Raw genomic sequence first — 21,293 nt, 5'->3', positions numbered from 1 at the left:
TCTGTTTTGTTTTTTATTTAAGCGGCCACCCGGGGCCGGGCAAAGCAAGGAGATTCATGTAGCGGTCCATGCCACAAGGAATCTTAACAAGAATCAAGCCTTATTGTTGAATATTGTGAAAATTCGGTAGGTTTGGGCCTCTTTTTACAAAACCTGCAATATGAAGAAAAATCTATTCCTCCTGCTGCTCCTGCTTTCCGTAAAGCTGGTAAGGGCTGATGAAGGCATGTGGCTGCCTTACCTGTTAGGACAGCAAGTATATGCCGACATGGTGAAGAAAGGGCTGAAGCTTTCAAAGGAACAGCTGTACAGCATCAACAAATCTTCCATGAAAGATGCCATCATCATTTTCGGCGGTGGCTGTACCGGTGAGATCGTCAGCAACCAGGGCCTCATCTTTACCAATCATCACTGCGGCTACGGCGCTATTGCGAATGCGAGCACCATGGAGAAGAATTATCTCCGCGACGGTTTTTATGCAAAGAACAAACAGGAGGAGATCCCATCCAAAGGACTTTCCGTACAATTCCTGGTAAGGGTGGAAGACGTAACAGCGAAAGTGGACTCGGCGCTTGCCGGCGCTCCTGATGCAGAACGCACACAACGGCTGCAGGCTGTTACATCCGGCATCATCACCGCGGCCACGGAAGGCACGGGCTACGAGGCCCGCGTGAACCCGATGTTCAAAGGGAATCAGTATCTGCTTTTTGTATATGAACGATATACCGATATCCGCCTCGTTGGCACACCGCCGGAAAGCGTGGGCAAATTCGGCGGCGATACGGACAACTGGGAATGGCCGCGCCATACCGGAGACTTTTCCGTGTTCCGCGTGTATACCGGCAAGGATGGCAAACCCGCACCATATGCAGCGGACAATGTTCCGATGAAACCGAAGTATTTCCTGCCGGTGTCTATCAAGGGCGTGAAAGAGAATGACTATGCCATGATCTTCGGATATCCCGGCGGTACCAACCGTTACGAAACATCATATGGCGTAAAACTGAAGATCGATGTGGAGAATCCCTCCACCGTCAATCTCCGCGACATCCGCCTCAAATACATGTTCGAGGAAATGAAAAAAGATCCGGCCGTAAAACTGCAGCTTGCCTCCTCCTACGCCGGTATCGCCAACTACTGGAAGTTCTTCGATGGTGAAAGCAAACAGCTCATCAAATATCATGTGTACGAGGATAAACAAAAGCAGGAAGCCGCTTTCCGTCAGTGGGCAAAAGGCAAACCTGAATTTGAGCACATTTTCCCGGATTATGAGAAGATCTACAAAGCCTGGGAGCCTTATGCCAAAGTGCGCGTGTACCTGAATGAAGGCATTTTCGGCTCCGCGCTTGCCGCCTACGCTTCCAACCTGGCTGCAGTAGAAAACGCCATCCTCAGAAAAGGTGATGTAAAAGCTGCCGTAGCCGCAGCTGACGCCGCCCGCGCCAACTTTCTGAAAGATGAGAACAAGCCCAGTGACCAGAAGATAATGGCGGCCATGGCCCAGCGTTATTATATGGACATCCCGAAAGACCAGCATCCCATCGGGTTCTATGAAGGGCTCAAATCCTACGGCAGCCTCGATGATGCCAAAACCTACCAGACCTGGGCCGCATCCGTGTTCGCCAATACCATGATCTTCAACGATGCAAAATGGAAGGCCTTCACGGCCAACCCTGATGCCGTAGTGCTGCAGGAAGACCCTGCCTACGCCTATGCTTCCGCCTTTGTGAAGAACTATGTAGGCAAATACCTCCCGCTGCACCAGCAGTTCACTGCGCAAAATAATGAACTGGGCCGTCTGTACCTGAAGGGTGTGATGCAACAGCAGCCCAATGCATCCCGCTACCCGGACGCAAACTTCACCATGCGCCTTTCCTATGGCCAGGTGAAACCCTACTCCCCGCGTGATGCCGTGGCGTATGACTACGTTACCACCGCATCCGGTGTAATGGAAAAATACGTGCCGGGCGACTATGAGTTCGATCTGCCTCCGGGGTTTGCGGACCTCGTAGCAAAGAAAGATTTCGGGCAATATATCGATGCGAAACGTAAAGACCTGGTAGTAGGGTTTATTACCACCAACGATATTACCGGCGGCAACTCCGGCTCTCCCGTGATCAACGGGAACGGAGAACTGATCGGGCTGGCATTCGACGGCAACTATGAAGCGTTAAGCCACAAGATACAGTTCGATAAGAACTACAACCGCACCATCTGCGTTGATGTGCGTTATGTGCTGTGGTGTATTGATAAACTTGGCGGCGCCAAACATATTATTAATGAACTGAAGCTGGTGAAGTAATCGCGGCAACAGTCATCCGGAAAGGAGTTGTTTTAAAAGTAATACGGACACCCGTAAGCGTTACTTTTAAAACAACTCCTTTTCTTTTGCGTTTTCTGCCGTGATCTCCCGGGCAGACCGGCTCACCGAAACGCTGCTTCCCTACCCGTTCGCTACTTTCAGCAGAAAGCGCTCCACCGCTCTTCGTACAACCGTTGACGTTGTATCATGATTATTGACCAGTACGCTGAACACCAGTGTTTTCCCCGACCTGGTGACAATGTACCCGCTGAGGGCCACGCAGCCGCTGAGGGTGCCGGTTTTCGCATACAGCCGGCCCGGCAACTGCTGATAATAGGTGCGCAGCGTGCCTTTGCCGCCGCTCGGGAAGAGCGGCAACAGCCTCTCCTTCGGGTATTTTTTATACATTTTGTTCAGCACATACACGAAATCCCGCGGCGTAATGAGGTTATAACGGGAAAGCCCCGAACCGTCCGCCCAGCGCGGCGGATGCGGGAGGTCTTTCAATGTGCTGTCCAGCATATACCGGATCGTTTTCCTGGAATCGATGCTGTCTCCCAGCATGGCGGAGCACATCATCAGTATCTGTTCCGCGAAAAAATTATCGCTGCGGTGCATCATCGGCTGGAACAGGGTATCCACCGGTATGCTTTTGAGCAGGGGCCCGCGGATGGGGGTGTTCAGCAAACCCACTTCCCTGCGTAGTGTGTCCTGCAGGCGCTGTACCAGCTGTTCATTGCCCCCGGTGATGAAAGGCACTTCAAAATCATGGCTCGCTCTGTCATCCGTACGATAGTGCAGGATGAAGCGGTTGCTGCGCTCATCCCGGTCTGCCAATACCTCTTCCGGCGCTTTTTCCCGGACCAGCTGCAGGTCCCTGGCGAAATAAGCGGGCGAAACCGTATAAGCGCTGCCGGTGATATTGATCCTGGCCACGTTCCCGTACATCGGCCATGCATTCAACTCCGGCTGGTAGTAGTCCGCATAATCACTCCAGGCCCAACCGGGACCGAAACGTTTGTTCCGGATAAGTGCCGGAGCCAGCCAGATACGTTTATCCGTTTGCGTTAACTTTTCCATGACCGGCTGGTAGCTGAAATCGGGATGCAGGAAGGAAGGGTCTCCGGTCCCCTGTATGTAGATGGCCGTATCATCTTCCGCATAACGCATGGCCGGCAGGGAATCCCCCAGCAGCTCAAGCCCGGTAAAAAGGGTAAAGATCTTGGTATTCGAGGCCGGCGTGAAAAATTTGTCATCCTGGTACTGCAGCCAGTATTTTCCTGTGGCGGCATCCATGATACAGATACCGGTATGGGCATTCCGGATATCTTTTTTACGAAGGAGCTCTTCATCGGCCCATTTGCGGATGTTCTTCGGCTGGGCCAGGGCCGCCGTTGTGATCAGGAAAGCGATGATGCTGAACAGAAATGATCTCATGCTTATCAAGATAAAACATTTATGGAAAAAGTGCCGGCACAAAAAGGGGACGTATCAGCCTTTTGATACGTCCCCTCCATTATGCGGGTATTCCCTTTAAATAATATGGATCATCAGCTGAAATACTTTGTAACGCCCGGCTTGGCGTAGGCATAATTGCCTTCGGCATCCGGCATAACCGGCGGCGGCGCATCGAATGCATAACGTTCCGGCTGAATGCTCAGGCCGGAGGCCAGCGCTTTGTCCCATGCAATGGACTGCCCGGAATAGGTCGCCAGACGGCCAATGATGGCGGACAGGGTAGCCTCGGCACCCTGCTGCGTATCGGCAAATTTGTATTCGCCTTTGGCAATGGCAGCGAACAGTTCGTCATGTTCCTGCTGATAGGGCTGGTTGTGATTCTTGCGGTCGAACTGGTAGAGCGGTTTGCCTTTATGATCGAGGATCACGCCCCTGTCGCAGATCACGCGGCCTTTGGTGCCCACGAGCTCTTCATCCACCCGGCTAACGGAATCTTTCCAGTGGCGGCACTGGCTGTTCATCACCACGCCGTTCTTGTAGCGGTATTCCACGTAGTGATGGTCGTAGATCTCGCCGTATTCCTTGCCGGTACGGATGGCGCGGCCGCCCATACCTACCGCGGTCACCGGCGTTTCGCCCATGAACCAGTTGCCAACATCGATATTATGGATATGCTGTTCCACGATATGGTCGCCGCAGAGCCAGTTGAAATAATACCAGTTACGCATCTGGTATTCCATCTCCGTATATTCGGGTTTACGCGGTTTTACCCAGAGCGCGCCCTGGTTCCACCAAACCTGCATGGAAAGGATATCTCCGATCATGCCGTCCTGTACGCGTTTGTAAAGCTCGCGGTAGGAGGTCTGGTAGTGGCGTTGCAGCCCCACGATCACATTCAGTTTCTTTTGTTTGGCGATCTCTGCGGTAGCCAGCACCTTGGCGATACCGGCGGGATCTGTGGCCACCGGTTTTTCCATGAACACATGCTTGCCCTGGCGAACGGCCTCTTCAAAATGAATGGGGCGGAAGCCCGGAGGCGTGGTAAGGATCACCACATCCGCTTTCGCAATGGCTTCTTTATATCCATCGAAGCCGGTGTATTTATTTTCATCAGGCACCTGCAAACGCTCCGGTGTTGCCTTGATGGCTTCCTTGATATTATTATAGCTGCCGTCCAGCCTGTCGCGGAAGGCATCTGCCATCGCAACGAGGCGAACATTCTGCTTGGTGCTCAATGCCTGCACCGCAGCACCGGTACCGCGGCCACCGCAACCGATCAGCGCAACTTTGATCACATCCGGCGCGCCGGAGAAATAATTTGCCTGGGACGACAGGTACGGTGCTGCAATAAGCCCGCCTGCCAGTACGCCTGTTTTCTTGACAAAGTCTCTGCGGCTTTGCCCGTGGAATGTTTGTGCTTTTTCGTTTTCCATGTTGGTATATTTTACCGGGGAGTTTTAGATGATATATGGAACCTAGAAATTACAACTTACTCTTGTTAAATCCATGCCCTTGCGCGGATTTAACAAATAAACGACTTAGCGGGCGCCGACGAACTTGTCCGCCACCGCTGCAAAGAATTGCTCCGCTTCTTCCTTTGTGGGCTGTTTCAGGGGACGGACGATCCGGAAACCGATGAATGGCGCGTCCGCATTCCACCACTTGCTGCGGGGGATCTGCGGGTCGCGGAAGTTCCAGGACTCCTCGGATTTCAGGCGGGATGCGCAACGGGCGGCCGATGCCTCATCCAGGTAATGCCCTCCCTTGATGGTCCGGGGTGTGCTTTCCGTGGGTTTGTTCCAGGGATTGACAGCTGCGGCCTTTTGCAGGCCTTTTTCATCATACTGGTCCAGCGTCCATTCCGCCACGTTGCCCAGCATGTCGTACAGGCCCCAAGCATTGGGTTTCAACTCTCCAACCTTGTGATATACTTCCCCGCTGTTGGCAACCGTCCACGCATATTCGTCCAACTGCCCGCTATCGTCACCGAAAGGATACGCGGTAGCGGAGCCCGCACGGCAGGCGTATTCCCATTCCGCTTCTGTGGGCAGGCGATAGAACACCCCTGTTTTGTTATACAGCCAGCGGCAATACATCAGCGCACTGTACTGGCTCATGCTGTTAGCCGGGTATCCGCCGCTCTTGCCCATCCCGAGGGTGAGATCGATATACGGCGGGCTGGGCCGCGTCATGCCGTCCGGTAAAGGCGTTTTATCCTTTTCCGCATCGGTATAAATATCAAATTGATCGAAAGTCAGTTCATATGCACCCATCCAGAAAGCATCGATTTTCACTTTCTGCTGCGGGCCTTCATCTGCATTGCGGCCTTTTTCTTTTGCAGGGCTGCCCAGCAGGAACTCCCCGGCCTTTACAGGGACCATTTGTATGGTCACTTCCGTTCCCGGTATTTTCTGTGCGTAGGCTTCAAATGGCTCTCCGTTCTGTGCCAAGGCTGCGCCTGGGATAAATCCTGCAAGCAACAGGGCTGCTGTTCTTTTAGTCATGGGCAATACGTGGTAATATTAAGCGTGTGAATTTATTAATTCCGGGCTACGAAAGCAATGTTTTTTTTATGAACGTCAATAAACGGCAATTATCCTTGCATTTTATCCCGAAAAATGCCGGTTCGGGATTTTTTTATCAAATCACTGGGTTTTACCTGCAAAAGCGATTAAATTTCGGATCGCAAACGATCATCCACCCTTCATCTAACTAAAAACACGTATGGAAAGACGAACCTTCCTCCAACAAAGCACGCTCGCCGGCATTTCGGCACTGGCATTCGGAGGCACTGCTACCGCAAATGCTGCAGCCGCCGGTAAAGGGTCTGCGCAAAAGACCTTTAATCTGGACTATGCACCGCATGCCGGTATGTTCAAGAACAGCGCCGGTGATAACTTCCTCGATCAGATCCGGTTCATGCACGATCAGGGCTTCCGCTCCATAGAGGATAATGGCATGCTGGGCCGGGATACGGCCATGCAAAACAAGATCGGTGAACTGCTGGCCAAACTGAACATGCGGATGGGCGTTTTTGTGATAGACGGCGGAGAGAACTGGAAAGTATCCCTTACCACCGGTAAAAAAGAGCACCTGGATGTGTTCCTCAAAACCTGTGAACGCTCCGTGGAGCTGGCCAAACGTGTCAATGCCAAATGGGCAACGGTAGTGCCCGGCTTCTTCGAGCGCAGGCTGCCCATCGGGGTGCAGACCGGCCATGTGATAGACGCGCTGCGCCGGGGCTCCGAGATCCTGGAAAAAGGCGGCCTTACCATGGTGCTGGAACCGCTCAGCGATACCCCGGAGCTTTTCCTGCGCACTTCCGATCAGACCTACATGATCTGCCGCGCGGTGAACAGCCCTTCCTGCAAGATCCTCTACGATATCTACCATATGCAGAAGAACGAAGGCCAGCTGATCCCGAACATCGATCTGTGCTGGGATGAGATCGCTTACATCCAGATCGGTGATAATCCCGGCCGCAAGGAGCCCGGCACCGGCGAGATCAACTACAAAAATGTATTCAAACACCTGCACAATAAAGGCTATAAAGGCGTGATGGGCATGGAACACGGCAATGCCAAACCGGGCAAAGAAGGTGAGCAGGCCCTGATACAGGCTTACCGTGACAGTGATAATTTCCTCTGATAAACTTCCCGTATGAAAAAAATACTCCTCCTGTTGCTCCTGGCGGCAGGTATGCTGTCCGTTCATGCACAGCAGAAAATCAAAGTAGCCTGTATAGGCAACAGCATCACCGCCGGCAGAGGCCTGGGAGACAGCACCTACCCCAAACATCTCCAACGCCTGCTGGGCGAGGGTTACGAAGTGCGCAACTACGGCATCGGGGCCAGAACGCTGCTGAAAAAAGGCGATCATCCTTACTGGATAGAAAAGCCTTTCGAAGAAGCCAAGGCATGGCAGCCCGATATTGTGATCATCAAACTGGGCACCAACGATTCCAAACCGCATAACTGGGATGCCAACAAGGCGGATTTTATTCCGGACTACCGGGCATTTGTAGGGGAATGGAAGCAACTGGCTTCCCGGCCAAAAATATATCTCTGCTATCCGGTGCCGGTGTTCCGGGATAATTTCGGTATCCGCGAAGCGGTAGTGAAAGGAGAGATCATTCCGGCCATTAAAAAGATCGCGAAAGCGGAAAAGGTGAAGACGATCGATCTCTATAAAGCACTGACCGGGCATGGCGAATATTTCGCGGACGGGGTGCATCCGGACAAACAGGGCGCTGTACTGCTGGCGGAAGCGGTGAAGAAAAAAATAAAATGATACGCGGCATATAAAAGTGCCCGAAAATAAAATGCCCCCGGAAAGCAGGTCGCTTCCGGGGGCATTTTTTATGGGAAGAAGTTACGAAGCCGTAACGCCGGTCCTGATCTATTTGAAAACAACATCTTTCAGCCAGCTGATGCACAGGCCCGGCCAGCTGTTCAGCACAGCGTCTTTGGGCGCCATGCCGTAGCCATGCCCGCCGTGATCGTACACATGCAGGGATGCCGGCACTTTATGCTGTTTTAATGCCTGGTAGAACACAAGGCTGTTCTCTACCGGCACCGTTTTGTCGTCTGTAGAATGGATGAGCATGGTCGGCGGCGTTTGTGCCGTTACCCGCTTGTCGGTAGACAGTGAATCCTTCATGGCCGCGCTGGCATCGGGGCCCAGCAGGTTTTGCATGCTTCCTTTATGCATAAAACTTTCAGACATGCTGATGACCGGGTAAACAAGGATGGAAAAAGCGGGGCGGCTGCTCCATTTTTCCAGTTCGTTACCGGCGTTGGTTTTGGCCGGGAGATGCATGGTGGTGAGCATGGAGGCCAGATGCCCGCCTGCAGAGAATCCGATGACACCGATCTTTTCCGGATTGATCTGCCAAGATGCCGCTTTGGATTTCACCAGGCGCATGGCGTTCGTTACATCATTGTATTGTGCGGGAAAGCGGGAACCCTGCTGCGCAGCATCATTCAGGCGGTAGTGCAGTACAATGGCATCGTAGCCCTGGGCGTTGAAAAATTCCGCAATGTCTTTCCCCTCATGGCCTGTGGCCAGGTGCGTATATCCGCCACCGGGACAAATAAGTATGCCCGCGCCGTTCTTTTTGTCCGCCGGTGCTTTATAATACTCGATGTGCGGCACATCCGCCACTTTTCTGCCGCCTGCGATCTGCAGTTCCGGCTGGCCGGGGTACAAATCGATCCTTTCCTGTGCAGATACCGTAATTGTTGTCATCATCAGTGCAGCTGCGAAGCCGTTTTTTATCCGTTTGTTCATGCGGTAGAATTGATGCGTTCATTAATGCGCCGTGGCGCGGCGTTTGATCATCCCGCCACGGGTATCGTTGATATTATGCTGCACAATAAACGCTTTTTCATCGATTTTTTCAATCTCGTCTATGATCCGGTGTACTTCCAGGCGCGTTACCACCGCATAGATGATATCTATTTCCTGGTCTGATTCCCCTCTTTTGCCAAACCCGCTTTTCCCTTTAAACACCGTCACCCCCTTGCGCAGCTTCAGGGTGAGCGTTTTTCTCACCAGCTCGCTCTCCCGGGACACCACGGTAAGGGCGATGTATTCTTCAAAGCCCTGTATCACAAAATCCACCGTTTTGGAAGCCGCCAGATAGGTCAGCAGCGCGTACATGGCTGTTTCCACATTAATGAGCACAGCGGCTACGCTGAAGATCACCACATTGAAATACATGATCACCTCCCCTACTGTCATTACCGTTTTGCGGTTGATGTACAGGGCAAGCACTTCTGTACCATCCAGCACAGCGCCGCCGCGGATAGACATGCCGATGCCCGCGCCCAGGAAAAACCCGCCAAAGAGGGCGATCAGCAGCTTGTCATGCGTAATGGCGGGCACCTTGATCAGCGCCAGGCAGATGGCCAGCCCGACGATCGCAGCGATGGTCTTTATGGTAAAAGCCTTCGACAGCTGCCTGTATGCCAGCATGATGAACGGAATATTGATCGTAACAAGCAGAATGGAAATGGAAACACCGGTCAGCTGGTTCACCAGCAGGGATATTCCCGTCACCCCTCCATCCAGGAAGCCATTCGGCAAAAGAAAAGCTTTCAGGCCTACCGCCGCCAGCAGTACCCCTATCGTGATCAATACTATGTCCTGCACTCCCTGTATGAGCGCGAGGCGGGCGATCCTGGCCCGGCGGTTGGTGACCAATGCCTGCGATTTGTTAACCATGGGACGTATGCGAATATATGTATGATATGCTTACAGCCTCTCCTGGCTGCGCAGCCAGCGTTCCGGAATTTCGTTGTTGCTCGCCAGCAGATAATCGCTGTAAGCACAGGGAATAAATTCCTTGTCCGGCAACTGCATCCACCAGCGCCCTGTTTTTTTGCTTTTCAGGAACACGGTATCTATATCGGTAAAGGCTATATGAAATTCAAGGAATGATTCCCGTTCGGCCAGCTGTGCTTCCTTGTTCTTCACGGAACGCCCGTCCATGAAATACCAGAGCATCTGTGCGATCTGTTTGGCTGTCAGTTCATCGCGGTCTTTATCAGGATTATACCCGTAAATGCCGTAGCTGCTAAGCTGGGCGCTCATACCGGCATAACGGGAAAGGGCGCAGGCTTCCTCTCCGCTGAAGCCGTTTGGAGAGAGGGAACTGGCCGGTGCATCGGTGTGTTTGATCATATTGATGTCCACACTGAACAGGTCCGTATTCCGCAACACGGGTTCGATCTCTTCCATGTTCTCGCGCACTTTGCCGAGGCGGTAACAGTCGAACCGCAGCTTGTCCAGCGTTTCCAGCATGCGTGGTTGCACGAAATAACTCTGGAAACCGATGTGGTTGTAGTGGCGCAGAAAATTGGGTTGTTCCATGAACATGTCCAGCAGAAAACGCTCCGAGCGCAGGGAAGAAGTTTCCTGCAGGTCCATCAGCGCATCGGCAACGGTTGCTTCGATGATATATTTTTTGCCGGCATAAGCCTGGTATTGTGCGTAGGTGAGGTCATGCGAACCGCCGAGGATGATCACGGTTTTGCCGGCATCGATCAGTTCGGTGACCACGGCTTTGAGCGCGGCATAAGAATCCGTAACGGAACGCCCGGTCTGCAGGTTGCCGGCATCTGCGAGGCGAACATCCCGGTGCCAGTGATAGAGTCTGTAGAATTGCCGGCGGATAACGTCCGGCGCGGTGTTACTGCTGTTGGGCATGCCGTTGCCGCGGGCTTCATTGGCTCCCAACAGCACAATATCGGCAGCATCAAGGTCCGGAGTATGGTCTTCTTCATACAGGTCGATCATACGGCCGATCTGCAGATCGTCATATGCTTCGTCATCATTCAGCATTGTTTTGGAAACCGGTTTCAGGAAGTCTTGTAAGTGCGTAAAATCTATCATCACAACGGATATTGTTTGGTCGCAAACCTACAACAAGAATTTCAGAAAAAAACATGCCATGCACATACTGGCAACCGGTTGAGAGACAGGGAAGAGCGGATAATGGGACAGCAAAGAACAGACGGAATAATATCCGCCGGATGAACAGGGAAGATCAGTCAGTTTTTGTGGATGATAAACTCGAATGCCTTTGGCTCCTTGCGATAGAAGGCCCGTTCCAGCACGCGGCGTTTGCTGCTGATACGGTGCCTGTTACAATCCGCAACTTCTGTGGCACGGGTCAGGTACTCCATGGTTTCAACCGACGATAACATATCGCTGATCTGTTTAACTTCATGCTGGATTTCCTGCTCATTGTAACGGTCTTCATGCAGCAAGATGAGTAAATCCCTCTCTACAGGCTTCATGCTTAATTACGTTTGATTGTTTTCTCTTTTGTTTTTTTTCATAACGTGTACCCTCCCTGTATTACTTTTCAGGTTTTCAGTTTGAGCCAGGTATAGTGTGTCTGATAATTAATGTTTCATTCGCCCTTTGGGACTGGACGGGCATCCGCAATCATTTTTCTTCAACACGCTGCAACCTTCCCACATTATGCTCCCCAGAACAAGGGAAAATAATAATAACCATTTAAACTTTTTCATCTCTTCATCTTGTTTATTCCGGGCGATGCGATGTATTTTTCTCTACCGGTCTATGCTGTTTTGATCCGGAAATTCCCCCTGCCCGATATCGGTATTGATAAAAATCTTCAATAAAGCTGGCCAAGCGATGAGAGAGTTTACCTTTTCTTAACAATGGTCATTTCTAAATTAAACTATTTTCGCAAAAAATTTCTATTTATTTGTCCACATACTCCCCGGTGCAAAAAAAAGTGCTCATCGTTCCCCTGGATTGGGGGCTTGGCCACGCCACGCGCGACATTCCGCTGATCCACGAATTATTAAACGCTGGCTGCGAGGTGGTTATTGCCGCCGAAGGGAAACATGCGGCTTTGCTGGCCCGGGAATTCCCCCGGCTGACCATTTTGCCCCTGCCGGGATACAATATCCGCTATTCACAAAAGGGTGCTTTTTTTGGCCTCAAGATCATCGGGCAGATCCCCAAGATATGGCGGGCCGTGCGGTATGAGCAAGCCTGGCTACGCAGGACTGTGGCTGATCTGGGCATACATGCCGTCATTTCTGATAATCGCTTCGGCCTGTACCATCCCGATATTCCCTGTATTTTCATATCCCATCAGCTGCTGATAAAAACGCCTTTCGGCGGGTTTACCGAACGTTTACTGCAGCGGATCAACTACCGGTTCATCCGGCGGTACTCCGCCTGCTGGATACCGGATTTTGCCGGCGAACCCAACCTCAGCGGCGAACTGGCCCATCCCGCCAGCCTTCCCCCGCATACCACCTACATCGGCTGCCTGTCCCGCTTTGAACCGCGGGACGGCGTGCAAAAGAAGTATGATCTGCTGGCGCTGATCTCCGGCCCCGAGCCCCAGCGCACCAACCTGGAACAACTGCTCCTGGCACAACTGAAACAGCAGCCTGGCATTGCCGCCCTCATCGTCAGCGGCCGGCCGGACCAGGCGGAGAAAAAAGAGATCGCCCCCGGCATCTGGCAGGTCAGCCACCTCGACGCAAAGGAACTGAACGAAGCCATGCTGGCCGCCGATATGGTGCTGAGCCGGTCCGGCTACACCACCCTGATGGACCTCGCTAAACTCAACAAAAAAGCCATCCTCATACCCACTCCCGGACAATCCGAACAGGAGTACCTCGGCAAATACCTGATGGAAAAAGGGTACTTCTACAGCATCCCTCAACACCAGTTCTCGCTCCCGAAAGTTTTAGAAAATGTTAAATCTTTCCCGTTCACCGGTTTTCAGCACGGGCAGGACATGCAGGCGTATAAAAAAGTGGTGGCAGACTTCGTGAAAACACTTTAGAAAAAAAATGCATTCAGGATTGATTAACGAATCCCTTCAGCGCTTCCACCGTCTTTTTATCGTTCCCTATAAATATCCTGTTGCCCGCGATCGTCACCGGGCGTTTGAGGAAAGTATATTCCTCCAGGATCAGCGCACGGTAATCCTCTTCCGTCAGATCGCGCTCATGCAGCCCCATAGGCCGGAATTTCTGGGAGCGCCTGCTGAAAAGCGATTCATAGCTTCCCGCCAGCTCCTTCATTTTATCCAGCTGCGCCGGTGTGATGCTGTCCTTTTTAATATCCTGTAAAGCAAAGCCCTTCCCTACGGCATCCGTTTCTTCAAGAATCTTTTTACATGTGCCGCAGGTCGATAAATAATACATCCTTTTCATTCGTTCATTTTATTTTTTACAGGCCGGATGGCGCCTCAGGTGTTTGAAACAATCATTTCCCAAGGCTTGATGACTATTTCAAACATGCCGGCTCCATCTCTTCCTGTTGATTTTTCCGCTGCTCCCAAAGTTTTGCGCAGTGGCTGCGGGATGCCCGGTATAGACTGCCGGTCCCATCCCATGTGATAATGACTGTTGGTTTCCCGGCGGCAAAATTAGGAAATCCCGTGTTCTGCATAATGGTAATTGTTTACTTTTACCGCATGAGCAAGAAACTCTTTTTACTAGACGCCATGGCGTTGATATACCGCGCCTATTATGCATTGATCAGGAACCCGCGGCTTACCAGCAAAGGACGCAACACCAATGCCCAGTTCGGGTTCACCACTACGCTGCTGGACCTTCTCAACAAGGAAAAACCTACCCATATTGCGGTGGCTTTCGATACACATGCCCCCACGGAGCGGCATACTGATTTTGCAGACTACAAGGCCAACCGGGAAGACGCGCCGGAAGATCTCCTGGATGCCCTCCCCGACATCAAGCGGATCATTGAAGGGTTCAACATTCCCGTACTGGAGATAGACGGATATGAAGCTGATGATATCATCGGCACGGTAGCCTGGCAGGCCGCCGCAGAGGGGTACGAAGTGTATATGGTTACGCCGGATAAAGATTACGGCCAGCTGGTGAAAGACAATGTTTTCATCTGGAAGCCGCCGTACCTCGGCAGTAAAGTGGAAGTGCTCGGCCCGAAGGAGGTCTGCGAACGCTGGCAGATCAAGGACGTTGGGCAGGTAGTGGACATCCTGGGGCTGATGGGCGACGCCGTGGATAACATCCCCGGTATCCCCGGTGTAGGGGAAAAAACGGCGATGAAGCTGCTGGCGGAATGGGGCTCCCTGGAAAATGTGCTGGCGAATGCTGACAAGATCAGCGGCAAGATGGGCGAAAAGATCCGGGCCGGCGCCGAAAGCGCCATCCTCTCCAAAAAGCTCGCAACCATTATCACCAATGTGCCGGTGAGCTTCCACGAAGAGGATTTCTGCTGCACGGAACTGAACAAGGAAAAGCTGTCCGGGATATTTGCGGAACTGGAGTTCCAGACCCTTGGCAAACGCATATTGGGAGAAGGTTACAGCGCGCTGGGCGGAGATGCCGCTTCAGGAAGACCGGTGCAGACGGACCTGTTCGGCAATGCCACCGCAGCGCCGGCGCCTCCGGTTGCAGCGCCCGCCGCGGAAACACAGGATTTTGGCATCCCGGCGGACAAGAACATCGAGAATACCCCTCACAATTATGAACTGGCGGATACCCCTGAAAAACAGGGGGCCCTCATCGCCGTGCTGATGAATGAAAAGGAGATCTGCTTCGATACAGAAACCACGGGAACGGACCCCAATATGGCCGAGATCGTTGGCATGAGCTTTTCCATCAGGCCGGGAGAAGCCTGGTACATCCCTCTTCCCCCCGAAGAAGCCGGCGCCAGGGCGATCCTTGAAAAATTCCGCCCGGTATTCGAACGGGAAGATGCCATCTTCATCGGTCAGAATATCAAATATGATATGATCGTGCTGAAATGGTACGGCATCCCCGTAAAGGGTCAGCTTTTCGATACCATGCTCGCCCATTATCTCATTGAGCCGGAAGGGCGCCGCAGCATGGACCTGCTCAGTGCCCAATATCTCCAGTACATGCCTGTTTCCATCGAAACCCTCATCGGCAAAAAAGGAAAGGGCCAGGGCAGCATGCGCGATGTGGAGATCGAAAAGATCAAGGAATATGCGGCCGAGGACGCGGACATCACCCTTCAATTGAAAAGCAAATTCCAGCCGCTGCTGAAAGAACGGGAAGTGGAGAAAGTGTTTTACGATGTGGAGAACCCGCTCGTGAAAGTGTTGACCGATATGGAGTACGAGGGCATCAAAATAGATACGCAGGCGCTGGCGGACTACTCGCGGGAGCTGGAAACGGAGATCCGGAAGGCAGAGGAAAGCGTGTACCAGCAGGCCGGCGTACGTTTCAACCTGGCCTCCCCGAAACAGCTCGGCGAAGTGCTGTTCGAAAAACTGCAGCTGGACCCCAAAGCCAAAAAAACCCGCACGGGGCAATACGCCACAGGGGAAGATGTATTGGCCAAGCTCTCCAGCAAACATCCCATCGTGGAAAACATCCTGGTGTTCCGGGAAATGAGCAAGCTGAAATCCACTTACGTAGATGCCTTGCCGTTAATGATCAATCCCCGCACCCAGCGGGTACACACCTCCTACAATCAAGCCGTAGCGGTAACCGGAAGGCTCAGCTCCAATAACCCGAACCTGCAGAATATTCCCATCCGTACCGAAAGAGGGCGTGAAGTGCGGAAAGCGTTCGTGCCGAGGGGCCCCGAATACACCCTGCTGTCCGCCGACTATTCCCAGATAGAGCTGCGGATCATCGCCGCCATCAGTGAAGATGCCAATATGATAGAAGCCTTCCGCAGCGGGCTGGACATCCATACCGCCACCGCAGCAAAGGTCTACGGTGTGGAACTGGCCGATGTTACGCCGGAAATGCGCCGCAATGCCAAAAGCGTAAACTTCGGCATCATCTACGGCGTCAGCGCTTTCGGCCTGAGCGAAAACCTCGGCATCGCCCGCAGTGAAGCCAAAGTGCTTATCGACAACTACTTTACCCAATACCCTTCCATCAAAAAATACATGGAAGACCAGGTGAAATTCGCGCAGCAAACAGGATATGTGCAAACGCTCCTGGGCCGCAAACGCTGGCTGAAAGACATCAATTCCTCCAATGCCGTTGTGCGCGGCTATGCGGAGCGGAATGCCATCAATATGCCCATACAGGGCACCGCAGCGGATATGATCAAGCTGGCCATGATCTCGCTGCACAAAACGTTCAGGGAACATAACCTGCGGTCCCGCATGATCCTGCAGGTGCATGACGAATTGGTGTTTGACGCCCATGTGGACGAAGTGGAGGCCATCAAACCGCTCATCATCGAAGGAATGCGAAATGCCATGCCGTTGACCGTACCGGTAGAGGCCGAGATCGGCACCGGTAAAAACTGGCTGGAAGCACACTAGATCATCTTCCCGGAAGGGGAAAAAATACCCTTGCCCGCCAGGCGTAAAAGCGGGCTGCCATTTTTACGCCTGGCCTTCCCCTTTTCACTCATTTCGTCACCCTTTTTGACCATAATTTTTGTTCCGCTTCTTCCTGCTATGCCCCTTGCATTTCCCAAAATCCTTTATTAGTTTTCGCTTATGATCCAAACTTTGAGGTTACAATTGTTGCCTTGCACGTTATTACATTTTGAGGAGCTCTTGCATGGAAATGAAGCATTGGCCCAAACGCTGGGGATAGACGTGCCAGAAAATTGGACAGAATATCCTGAAATGGTGTTGGTTGCTTATGATAAACTGCGCAATGACCCTTCGCTGATGGGGTGGTTCTTTTACCTCGCCATCCATAAAGCAGATAACCGTCTCATTGGCACGGCCAGCTTTAAAGGCCGCCCCACGCCCGATGGCGTTGTGGAGATCGGCTATGAGGTATCCACCGATTACCGGGAACAGGGTTATGCCACTGAAATAGGGCAGGCGCTGATCCGTTTTGCCTTCGGCCATCCATACGTCACAAAAGTGATCGCACATACCCTGGAAGAATACAATGCGGCCGTGAAAGTGCTGCAGAAATGCGGCCTCCGGTTTGCCGGCGCGGTAAATGGCACCGATGCCGGAGAGTTGTGGCGCTGGGAGATCACAAGGGAACAATATCAGGCCCCTGCTACCGCTCATCAATCCTCCGGGCAGGGATAAGGGCCTTAACCATTACATTTGCCGTTATCTGAACAACGGCCGGAGCACCGGCCGGCAGTCCTTTATTTTTTAGTTTTACAGCAAAATCAAAAACAGCACATGAAGAAGTTATTGGTTGGCGCCGCAATGCTGTTCAGCATGGCCGCCATTGCACAGGATGCGACCCTCACCAACAAGGAAGGCAGCAGGTATCAGTTTACCGTGCTCAAAAATCAGGATGCATTCGATGTACAGAACCAGGGCATGACCGGCACCTGCTGGTCCTTTTCCGGTCTTTCCTTTTTTGAGTCCGAACTGCTGCGCTCCGGAAAAGGCAAAAACCTCAACCTGAGCGAAATGTACGTAGTGCGGAAAATGTACCCGCTGAAAGCCGCCAATTACGTGCGGATGCATGGTAAAGCCAATTTTGGTGAAGGCGGCGGATTTCCCGATGACCTGCTTTGCCTGAAAAACTATGGCCTCGTTCCCCAGGAAGCTTACGACGGCAACCGCGGAAAAACTTACAACCATGCGGAAATGGCGGGGCTGCTGGAAGGTATGGTGAAGCAACTGGGCAATGCCAAAACCGTTAACCCCAACTGGCAGAAAGCTTTCGACGGGGTGCTGGATGCTTACCTCGGCGCGGCGCCGGAAAAATTCACCCATAACGGCAAAACATACACGCCGCAATCCTTCGCCAAAGAACTTGGCCTGAATGCGGATGATTATGTGATCATCTCTTCCTTTTCCCATCACCCTTTTTATGAACAATTTGTGCTCGAAGTGCCGGATAACTGGAACTGGGAAAAAGTGTACAACGTTCCCCTGTCCGAATTCACCGGCATTGCGGAAGAGGCTTTGCTGAACGGCTACACCCTGGCCTGGGCGGCTGATGTGAGCGAAAGAGGTTTCTCGTTCCGGGATGGCCTGGCCATTGTGCCGGAAAAGGACTGGGCAGATTACAGTGACGAAGAGCGCAAAAACATGTTCGTTCAGCCGCTGAAGGAAAAAGAGATCACACAGGAAAACCGTCAACAGGCTTTCGATAATTTTGAAACGCAGGATGATCACGGTATGCACATCACCGGTATCGTAAAAGATCAGCAGGGCAACAAATTCTTCCGGGTGAAGAATTCCTGGGGCACTGCAAACGGTGACGGATACTTCTTTGCGTCCATGCCGTATTTCGCTTACAAGACCACCTGTTATATGGTGAATAAAAAGGCGATCCCTAAAGAAATTGCCAGGAAAATGGGATTGTAGGATATCCTGTTTGCAGGGCTGGCCGGTTTAAACTCGCCAGCCCTTTTTTATACCAGTTCCGCAAAATTTCCCGCTCCTTCCCGGATCATTTCCGGCTCCTCCCCGGTACAATCTATCACCGTAGAGGGGATCAGGCCGCCCGGACCGCCGTCAATGACGATATCCACCAGTTTCCCGAATTTTTCGTGAATAACCTCCGGATCAGTATATTCCTCCACATATTCCTCAATGGGCAGGGAGGTGCTCATCAAAGGATTGTCCAGCTCCTTGACGATAGTACGGCAAATGAGGTTGTCCGGCACACGGATGCCCACGGTATCACGCTTTGTTTTCAGCATCTTCGGCACCTGTCTGCTGGCCGGAAGAATAAAAGTGTAAGGGCCGGGCAAGGCCTTCTTCAGCAGGCGGAAAAGCGGAGTGCCTACACTTTTCGTATAGTCCGTCAGATGACTGAGGTCATAACAGATAAAAGAGAAATGCGCCTTTTTAGGATCGATCCCTTTGATCCGGCATATCCGCTCAACAGCATTGCTTTTGAAAATATCGCAGCCCATTCCGTACACCGTATCCGTTGGATAGATCACCACACCGCCGTCTTTCAGGCATTCGATGATCGTTTTCAGGTTGCGCGGATTGGGATTCTGCGGGTGTAGTTGTAACAGCATGGTCCCGGGTTTTATTAGTTATAACAATCGGCGGCAGGGCAATGTTGCCTGCCGGAAAATACGAATTAATCTTGCTAACTTGCCGGCCGGTATGAAATTAAAAGGTATTGTGCCCCGGACCTGGAGGTTACTGAAGAAAATATTCATCGCCCTTTTTATCGCGCAACTGTTGTACATCGTCCTGTTACGCTGGGTAAATCCCCCTGTTACCATTACGATGATCAGCAGCTGGTTCAGCCTGTGGGGGACCGATAAGCCCTTGCAGAAAAGCTGGGCGGATATGGATGAAATTTCGCAGTTCGCGAAGCTGGCCGTGATCGCCAGTGAGGACCAGTTGTTCCCTGACCACAATGGTTTTGATTTCAAATCGATAGAAAAAGCGATGAAACACAACCGCAAAAGCAAGAACATGCGGGGCGCCAGCACCATCAGCCAGCAGGTAGCGAAGAATGTTTTTCTATGGCAGCATGGTGGCTGGTTCAGAAAGGGACTGGAAGTGTATTTCACGTTTATGATCGAACAGCTCTGGGGCAAAAAGCGCATCCTGGAAGTATATCTCAATGTGGCGGAAACCGGCGAAGGCATATTTGGCATTGAAGCGGCCGCAAAGCATTACTACAAAAAATCCGCATCGCGGCTGAACCGCGAGGAAGCGGCCATGATAGCGGCATGCCTGCCTAATCCCGTAAGGTACACGGTTGTTCCTCCCGCAAAGATCACCGTCTGGCGGCAGCGCAGAATATTGCAGCAAATGCGCAACATCGGACCGGACCCGGATATTGCGGAGCTTATCTCGAATAGCAGGGCTGTTAAAAAATGATGGCTGTTATCCGGTTGAGGCCAGGACATCCTGAAGTTTGTCGCAAACGGCAGTTCTCAATGCTGTTTGATCTGCAAGAGCGCTGCAAACACCGGCAAATACGCTCCGGGTATCGGGCTATTCTTGATTTCCCTTCAACAGTTCGTCAATAGCTTCGATCGCCGTCTGCAACCGCTGTGCATAACCTCCCCTGATGTCTGCCCAGGGCAGTCCCGCATTCACCACAATATCCCGGTACACCATGTAAAAATGCATTCTTTCTTCGGGAAGCGGGTGCTCCCGTAAAGGATCATCTTCCCAGGCGATATCGATATAGGTCAACAGGTACATGTCATACTGCCGGGAGGCGATCAGCTCCAGGATGCGGGGATCGCAATCCCCGTATTTCGCCTCACTCCACACTTTGATCACCTGCAGGTCCGTATCGCAGATCATCAGCCGCTCTGCTTTTGCGGCCTGTTCATCTTCCAGCTGCAACTGGCCTTCCGCAATGCGCAGCAGGTCTTCCTGTTCGTACGGGCGGCCCAGCGTTTCCAGGTACCCCCGCGCGAACTCCGGCACCCATACCGTTTGGTAGTGAGCGGCCAGCTGAGCGCTGAGCGTACTTTTTCCGGTAGACTCCGGCCCTATGATCACTATTTTCTTCATGGTGCTGTCAATTGCTGCCGACGGTAGATCTTCAGCCAGTGAAAGTATCCCGTCACCGCCACGATGAATAAAAATATTGTCAGCAGCGCGGTGAGCGCAAGATGTTTATAGAACAACAACGGCACCGCCACGAAGTTGGAAATGTTCAAAAAGATCCAGTTCTCCACCTTGCGTTTGGCGAGCAGCCACATCCCGGCGCAGGCCGTAGCGGAAACGAATGCATCCAGCACCGGCACATCGGAATCGGAGAAGTTCCGCAGCAGGGTGTAGATCACGGCCCAGCCAATTACCGCAATGGCGGAAGCGATGCCGAATTCCCGTTTATCCATGCGCGTTATTGCCGTTTCCTGTTTCGCGGCATCCTTCCTCATCCAGTAATACCAGCCATACACGCTCATGATGAAATAATAGGCGTTCAATGCGGATTCCGCGTACAGCTTGAAGTGCTGCTGCGCCAGCATATAAGTATAGATGCCGGTGCTGACGAGACCGGTGGGATACACCCACACACTGTTCTGGCGCGAGCAAAGCACGCTCAGTACGCCAAACAGCACGGCAATAGCTTCCAGCCACGTCAGGTGCTGAAAGCCGGCCATAATTTCCTGCGAGATATTTTCCATGAAGGGC

19 protein-coding genes are annotated in these 21,293 nt (G+C 52.4%); 8 read left to right on the top strand and 11 right to left on the bottom strand.

Translation table 11 applies throughout. The features are described from left to right. The first annotated feature begins 160 nt into the window (after positions 1-160). Complete coding sequence (locus FW415_RS04535) at positions 161-2,302, top strand: S46 family peptidase (protein WP_148383102.1); 2,142 nt, start codon at positions 161-163, stop codon at positions 2,300-2,302. 141 nt (positions 2,303-2,443) lie between these two features. Here FW415_RS04535 and FW415_RS04530 read toward each other — a convergent pair whose 3' ends face one another. The 3 genes from FW415_RS04530 to FW415_RS04520 form a co-directional block, all read right to left on the bottom strand. Continuing rightward, the gene (locus tag FW415_RS04530) at positions 2,444-3,739 is read right to left on the bottom strand and encodes a D-alanyl-D-alanine carboxypeptidase/D-alanyl-D-alanine-endopeptidase (protein ID WP_148383101.1); all 1,296 of its coding nucleotides are present in this window, start codon (positions 3,737-3,739) and stop codon (positions 2,444-2,446) included. A 113-nt stretch (positions 3,740-3,852) separates the two neighbouring features. Next, positions 3,853-5,193 (bottom strand): Gfo/Idh/MocA family oxidoreductase, encoded by a 1,341-nt coding sequence (locus tag FW415_RS04525; RefSeq protein WP_148383100.1) that lies wholly within the window; start codon positions 5,191-5,193, stop codon positions 3,853-3,855. A 105-nt stretch (positions 5,194-5,298) separates the two neighbouring features. Then, positions 5,299-6,264, bottom strand: a complete 966-nt coding sequence (locus FW415_RS04520) for an SUMF1/EgtB/PvdO family nonheme iron enzyme (protein ID WP_148383099.1) — start codon at positions 6,262-6,264, stop codon at positions 5,299-5,301. A 220-nt stretch (positions 6,265-6,484) separates the two neighbouring features. Between FW415_RS04520 and FW415_RS04515 the strand changes: the two genes are divergently transcribed. Both FW415_RS04515 and FW415_RS04510 read left to right on the top strand, forming a co-directional pair. Next, positions 6,485-7,408: a hydroxypyruvate isomerase family protein gene (locus FW415_RS04515; RefSeq protein WP_148383098.1), complete on the top strand. Its 924-nt coding sequence runs from the start codon at positions 6,485-6,487 to the stop codon at positions 7,406-7,408. 12 nt (positions 7,409-7,420) lie between these two features. Then, positions 7,421-8,050: a GDSL-type esterase/lipase family protein gene (locus FW415_RS04510; RefSeq protein WP_148383097.1), complete on the top strand. Its 630-nt coding sequence runs from the start codon at positions 7,421-7,423 to the stop codon at positions 8,048-8,050. A gap of 108 nt (positions 8,051-8,158) precedes the next feature. Here FW415_RS04510 and FW415_RS04505 read toward each other — a convergent pair whose 3' ends face one another. From FW415_RS04505 to FW415_RS04490, 4 genes are all read right to left on the bottom strand, one after another. Next, positions 8,159-9,049, bottom strand: coding sequence for an alpha/beta hydrolase (locus tag FW415_RS04505; RefSeq protein WP_148383096.1), 891 nt, complete (start codon positions 9,047-9,049; stop codon positions 8,159-8,161). 21 nt (positions 9,050-9,070) lie between these two features. Beyond that, positions 9,071-9,985: a YitT family protein gene (locus FW415_RS04500; RefSeq protein ID WP_148383095.1), complete on the bottom strand. Its 915-nt coding sequence runs from the start codon at positions 9,983-9,985 to the stop codon at positions 9,071-9,073. A gap of 30 nt (positions 9,986-10,015) precedes the next feature. Continuing rightward, on the bottom strand, positions 10,016-11,155 hold the full coding sequence (locus FW415_RS04495; RefSeq protein WP_148389831.1) for a formimidoylglutamase: 1,140 nt from the start codon (positions 11,153-11,155) through the stop codon (positions 10,016-10,018). A gap of 158 nt (positions 11,156-11,313) precedes the next feature. Next, positions 11,314-11,562 carry a hypothetical protein gene (locus FW415_RS04490; protein WP_148383094.1) on the bottom strand — a complete coding sequence of 83 codons (249 nt, stop codon included), beginning with the start codon at positions 11,560-11,562 and terminating at the stop codon, positions 11,314-11,316. Between the two features lie 437 nt (positions 11,563-11,999). Between FW415_RS04490 and FW415_RS04485 the strand changes: the two genes are divergently transcribed. After that, positions 12,000-13,100 carry a glycosyltransferase gene (locus FW415_RS04485; RefSeq protein ID WP_148383093.1) on the top strand — a complete coding sequence of 367 codons (1,101 nt, stop codon included), beginning with the start codon at positions 12,000-12,002 and terminating at the stop codon, positions 13,098-13,100. A gap of 13 nt (positions 13,101-13,113) precedes the next feature. Here the strand turns inward: FW415_RS04485 and FW415_RS04480 are convergent, their stop codons facing one another. Beyond that, the gene (locus FW415_RS04480) at positions 13,114-13,473 is read right to left on the bottom strand and encodes an arsenate reductase family protein (protein ID WP_148383092.1); all 360 of its coding nucleotides are present in this window, start codon (positions 13,471-13,473) and stop codon (positions 13,114-13,116) included. A gap of 263 nt (positions 13,474-13,736) precedes the next feature. Between FW415_RS04480 and polA the strand changes: the two genes are divergently transcribed. The 3 genes from polA (at position 13,737) to FW415_RS04465 (ending at position 18,533) form a co-directional block, all read left to right on the top strand. Continuing rightward, on the top strand, positions 13,737-16,556 hold the full coding sequence (gene polA / locus FW415_RS04475; protein WP_148383091.1) for a DNA polymerase I: 2,820 nt from the start codon (positions 13,737-13,739) through the stop codon (positions 16,554-16,556). Between the two features lie 180 nt (positions 16,557-16,736). Further along, positions 16,737-17,291 (top strand): GNAT family N-acetyltransferase, encoded by a 555-nt coding sequence (locus FW415_RS04470; RefSeq protein WP_148383090.1) that lies wholly within the window; start codon positions 16,737-16,739, stop codon positions 17,289-17,291. Positions 17,292-17,390: 99 nt separating this feature from the next. Then, on the top strand, positions 17,391-18,533 hold the full coding sequence (locus FW415_RS04465) for an aminopeptidase C (protein ID WP_148383089.1): 1,143 nt from the start codon (positions 17,391-17,393) through the stop codon (positions 18,531-18,533). Between the two features lie 47 nt (positions 18,534-18,580). On the opposite strand, the gene FW415_RS04460 is transcribed toward FW415_RS04465, so the two are convergent. After that, entirely contained in the window at positions 18,581-19,198 is a 618-nt protein-coding gene (locus FW415_RS04460) for an L-threonylcarbamoyladenylate synthase (protein WP_148383088.1), read from the bottom strand. A gap of 91 nt (positions 19,199-19,289) precedes the next feature. On the opposite strand from FW415_RS04460, the gene mtgA reads away from it, so the two are divergent. After that, positions 19,290-20,018: a monofunctional biosynthetic peptidoglycan transglycosylase gene (gene mtgA, locus FW415_RS04455; RefSeq protein WP_148383087.1), complete on the top strand. Its 729-nt coding sequence runs from the start codon at positions 19,290-19,292 to the stop codon at positions 20,016-20,018. Between the two features lie 117 nt (positions 20,019-20,135). Here mtgA and FW415_RS04450 read toward each other — a convergent pair whose 3' ends face one another. Next, the gene (locus FW415_RS04450) at positions 20,136-20,666 is read right to left on the bottom strand and encodes an AAA family ATPase (RefSeq protein ID WP_148383086.1); all 531 of its coding nucleotides are present in this window, start codon (positions 20,664-20,666) and stop codon (positions 20,136-20,138) included. After that, positions 20,663-21,286: a nicotinamide riboside transporter PnuC gene (gene pnuC / locus FW415_RS04445; protein ID WP_148383085.1), complete on the bottom strand. Its 624-nt coding sequence runs from the start codon at positions 21,284-21,286 to the stop codon at positions 20,663-20,665. The genes FW415_RS04450 and pnuC overlap by 4 nt, the downstream gene beginning before the upstream one ends. Between the last annotated feature and the right edge of the window lie 7 nt (positions 21,287-21,293).

Source organism: Chitinophaga sp. XS-30 (assembly GCF_008086345.1).
Lineage (GTDB): Bacteria > Bacteroidota > Bacteroidia > Chitinophagales > Chitinophagaceae > Chitinophaga.
This window is presented reverse-complemented; position numbering and strand designations above follow the sequence as displayed.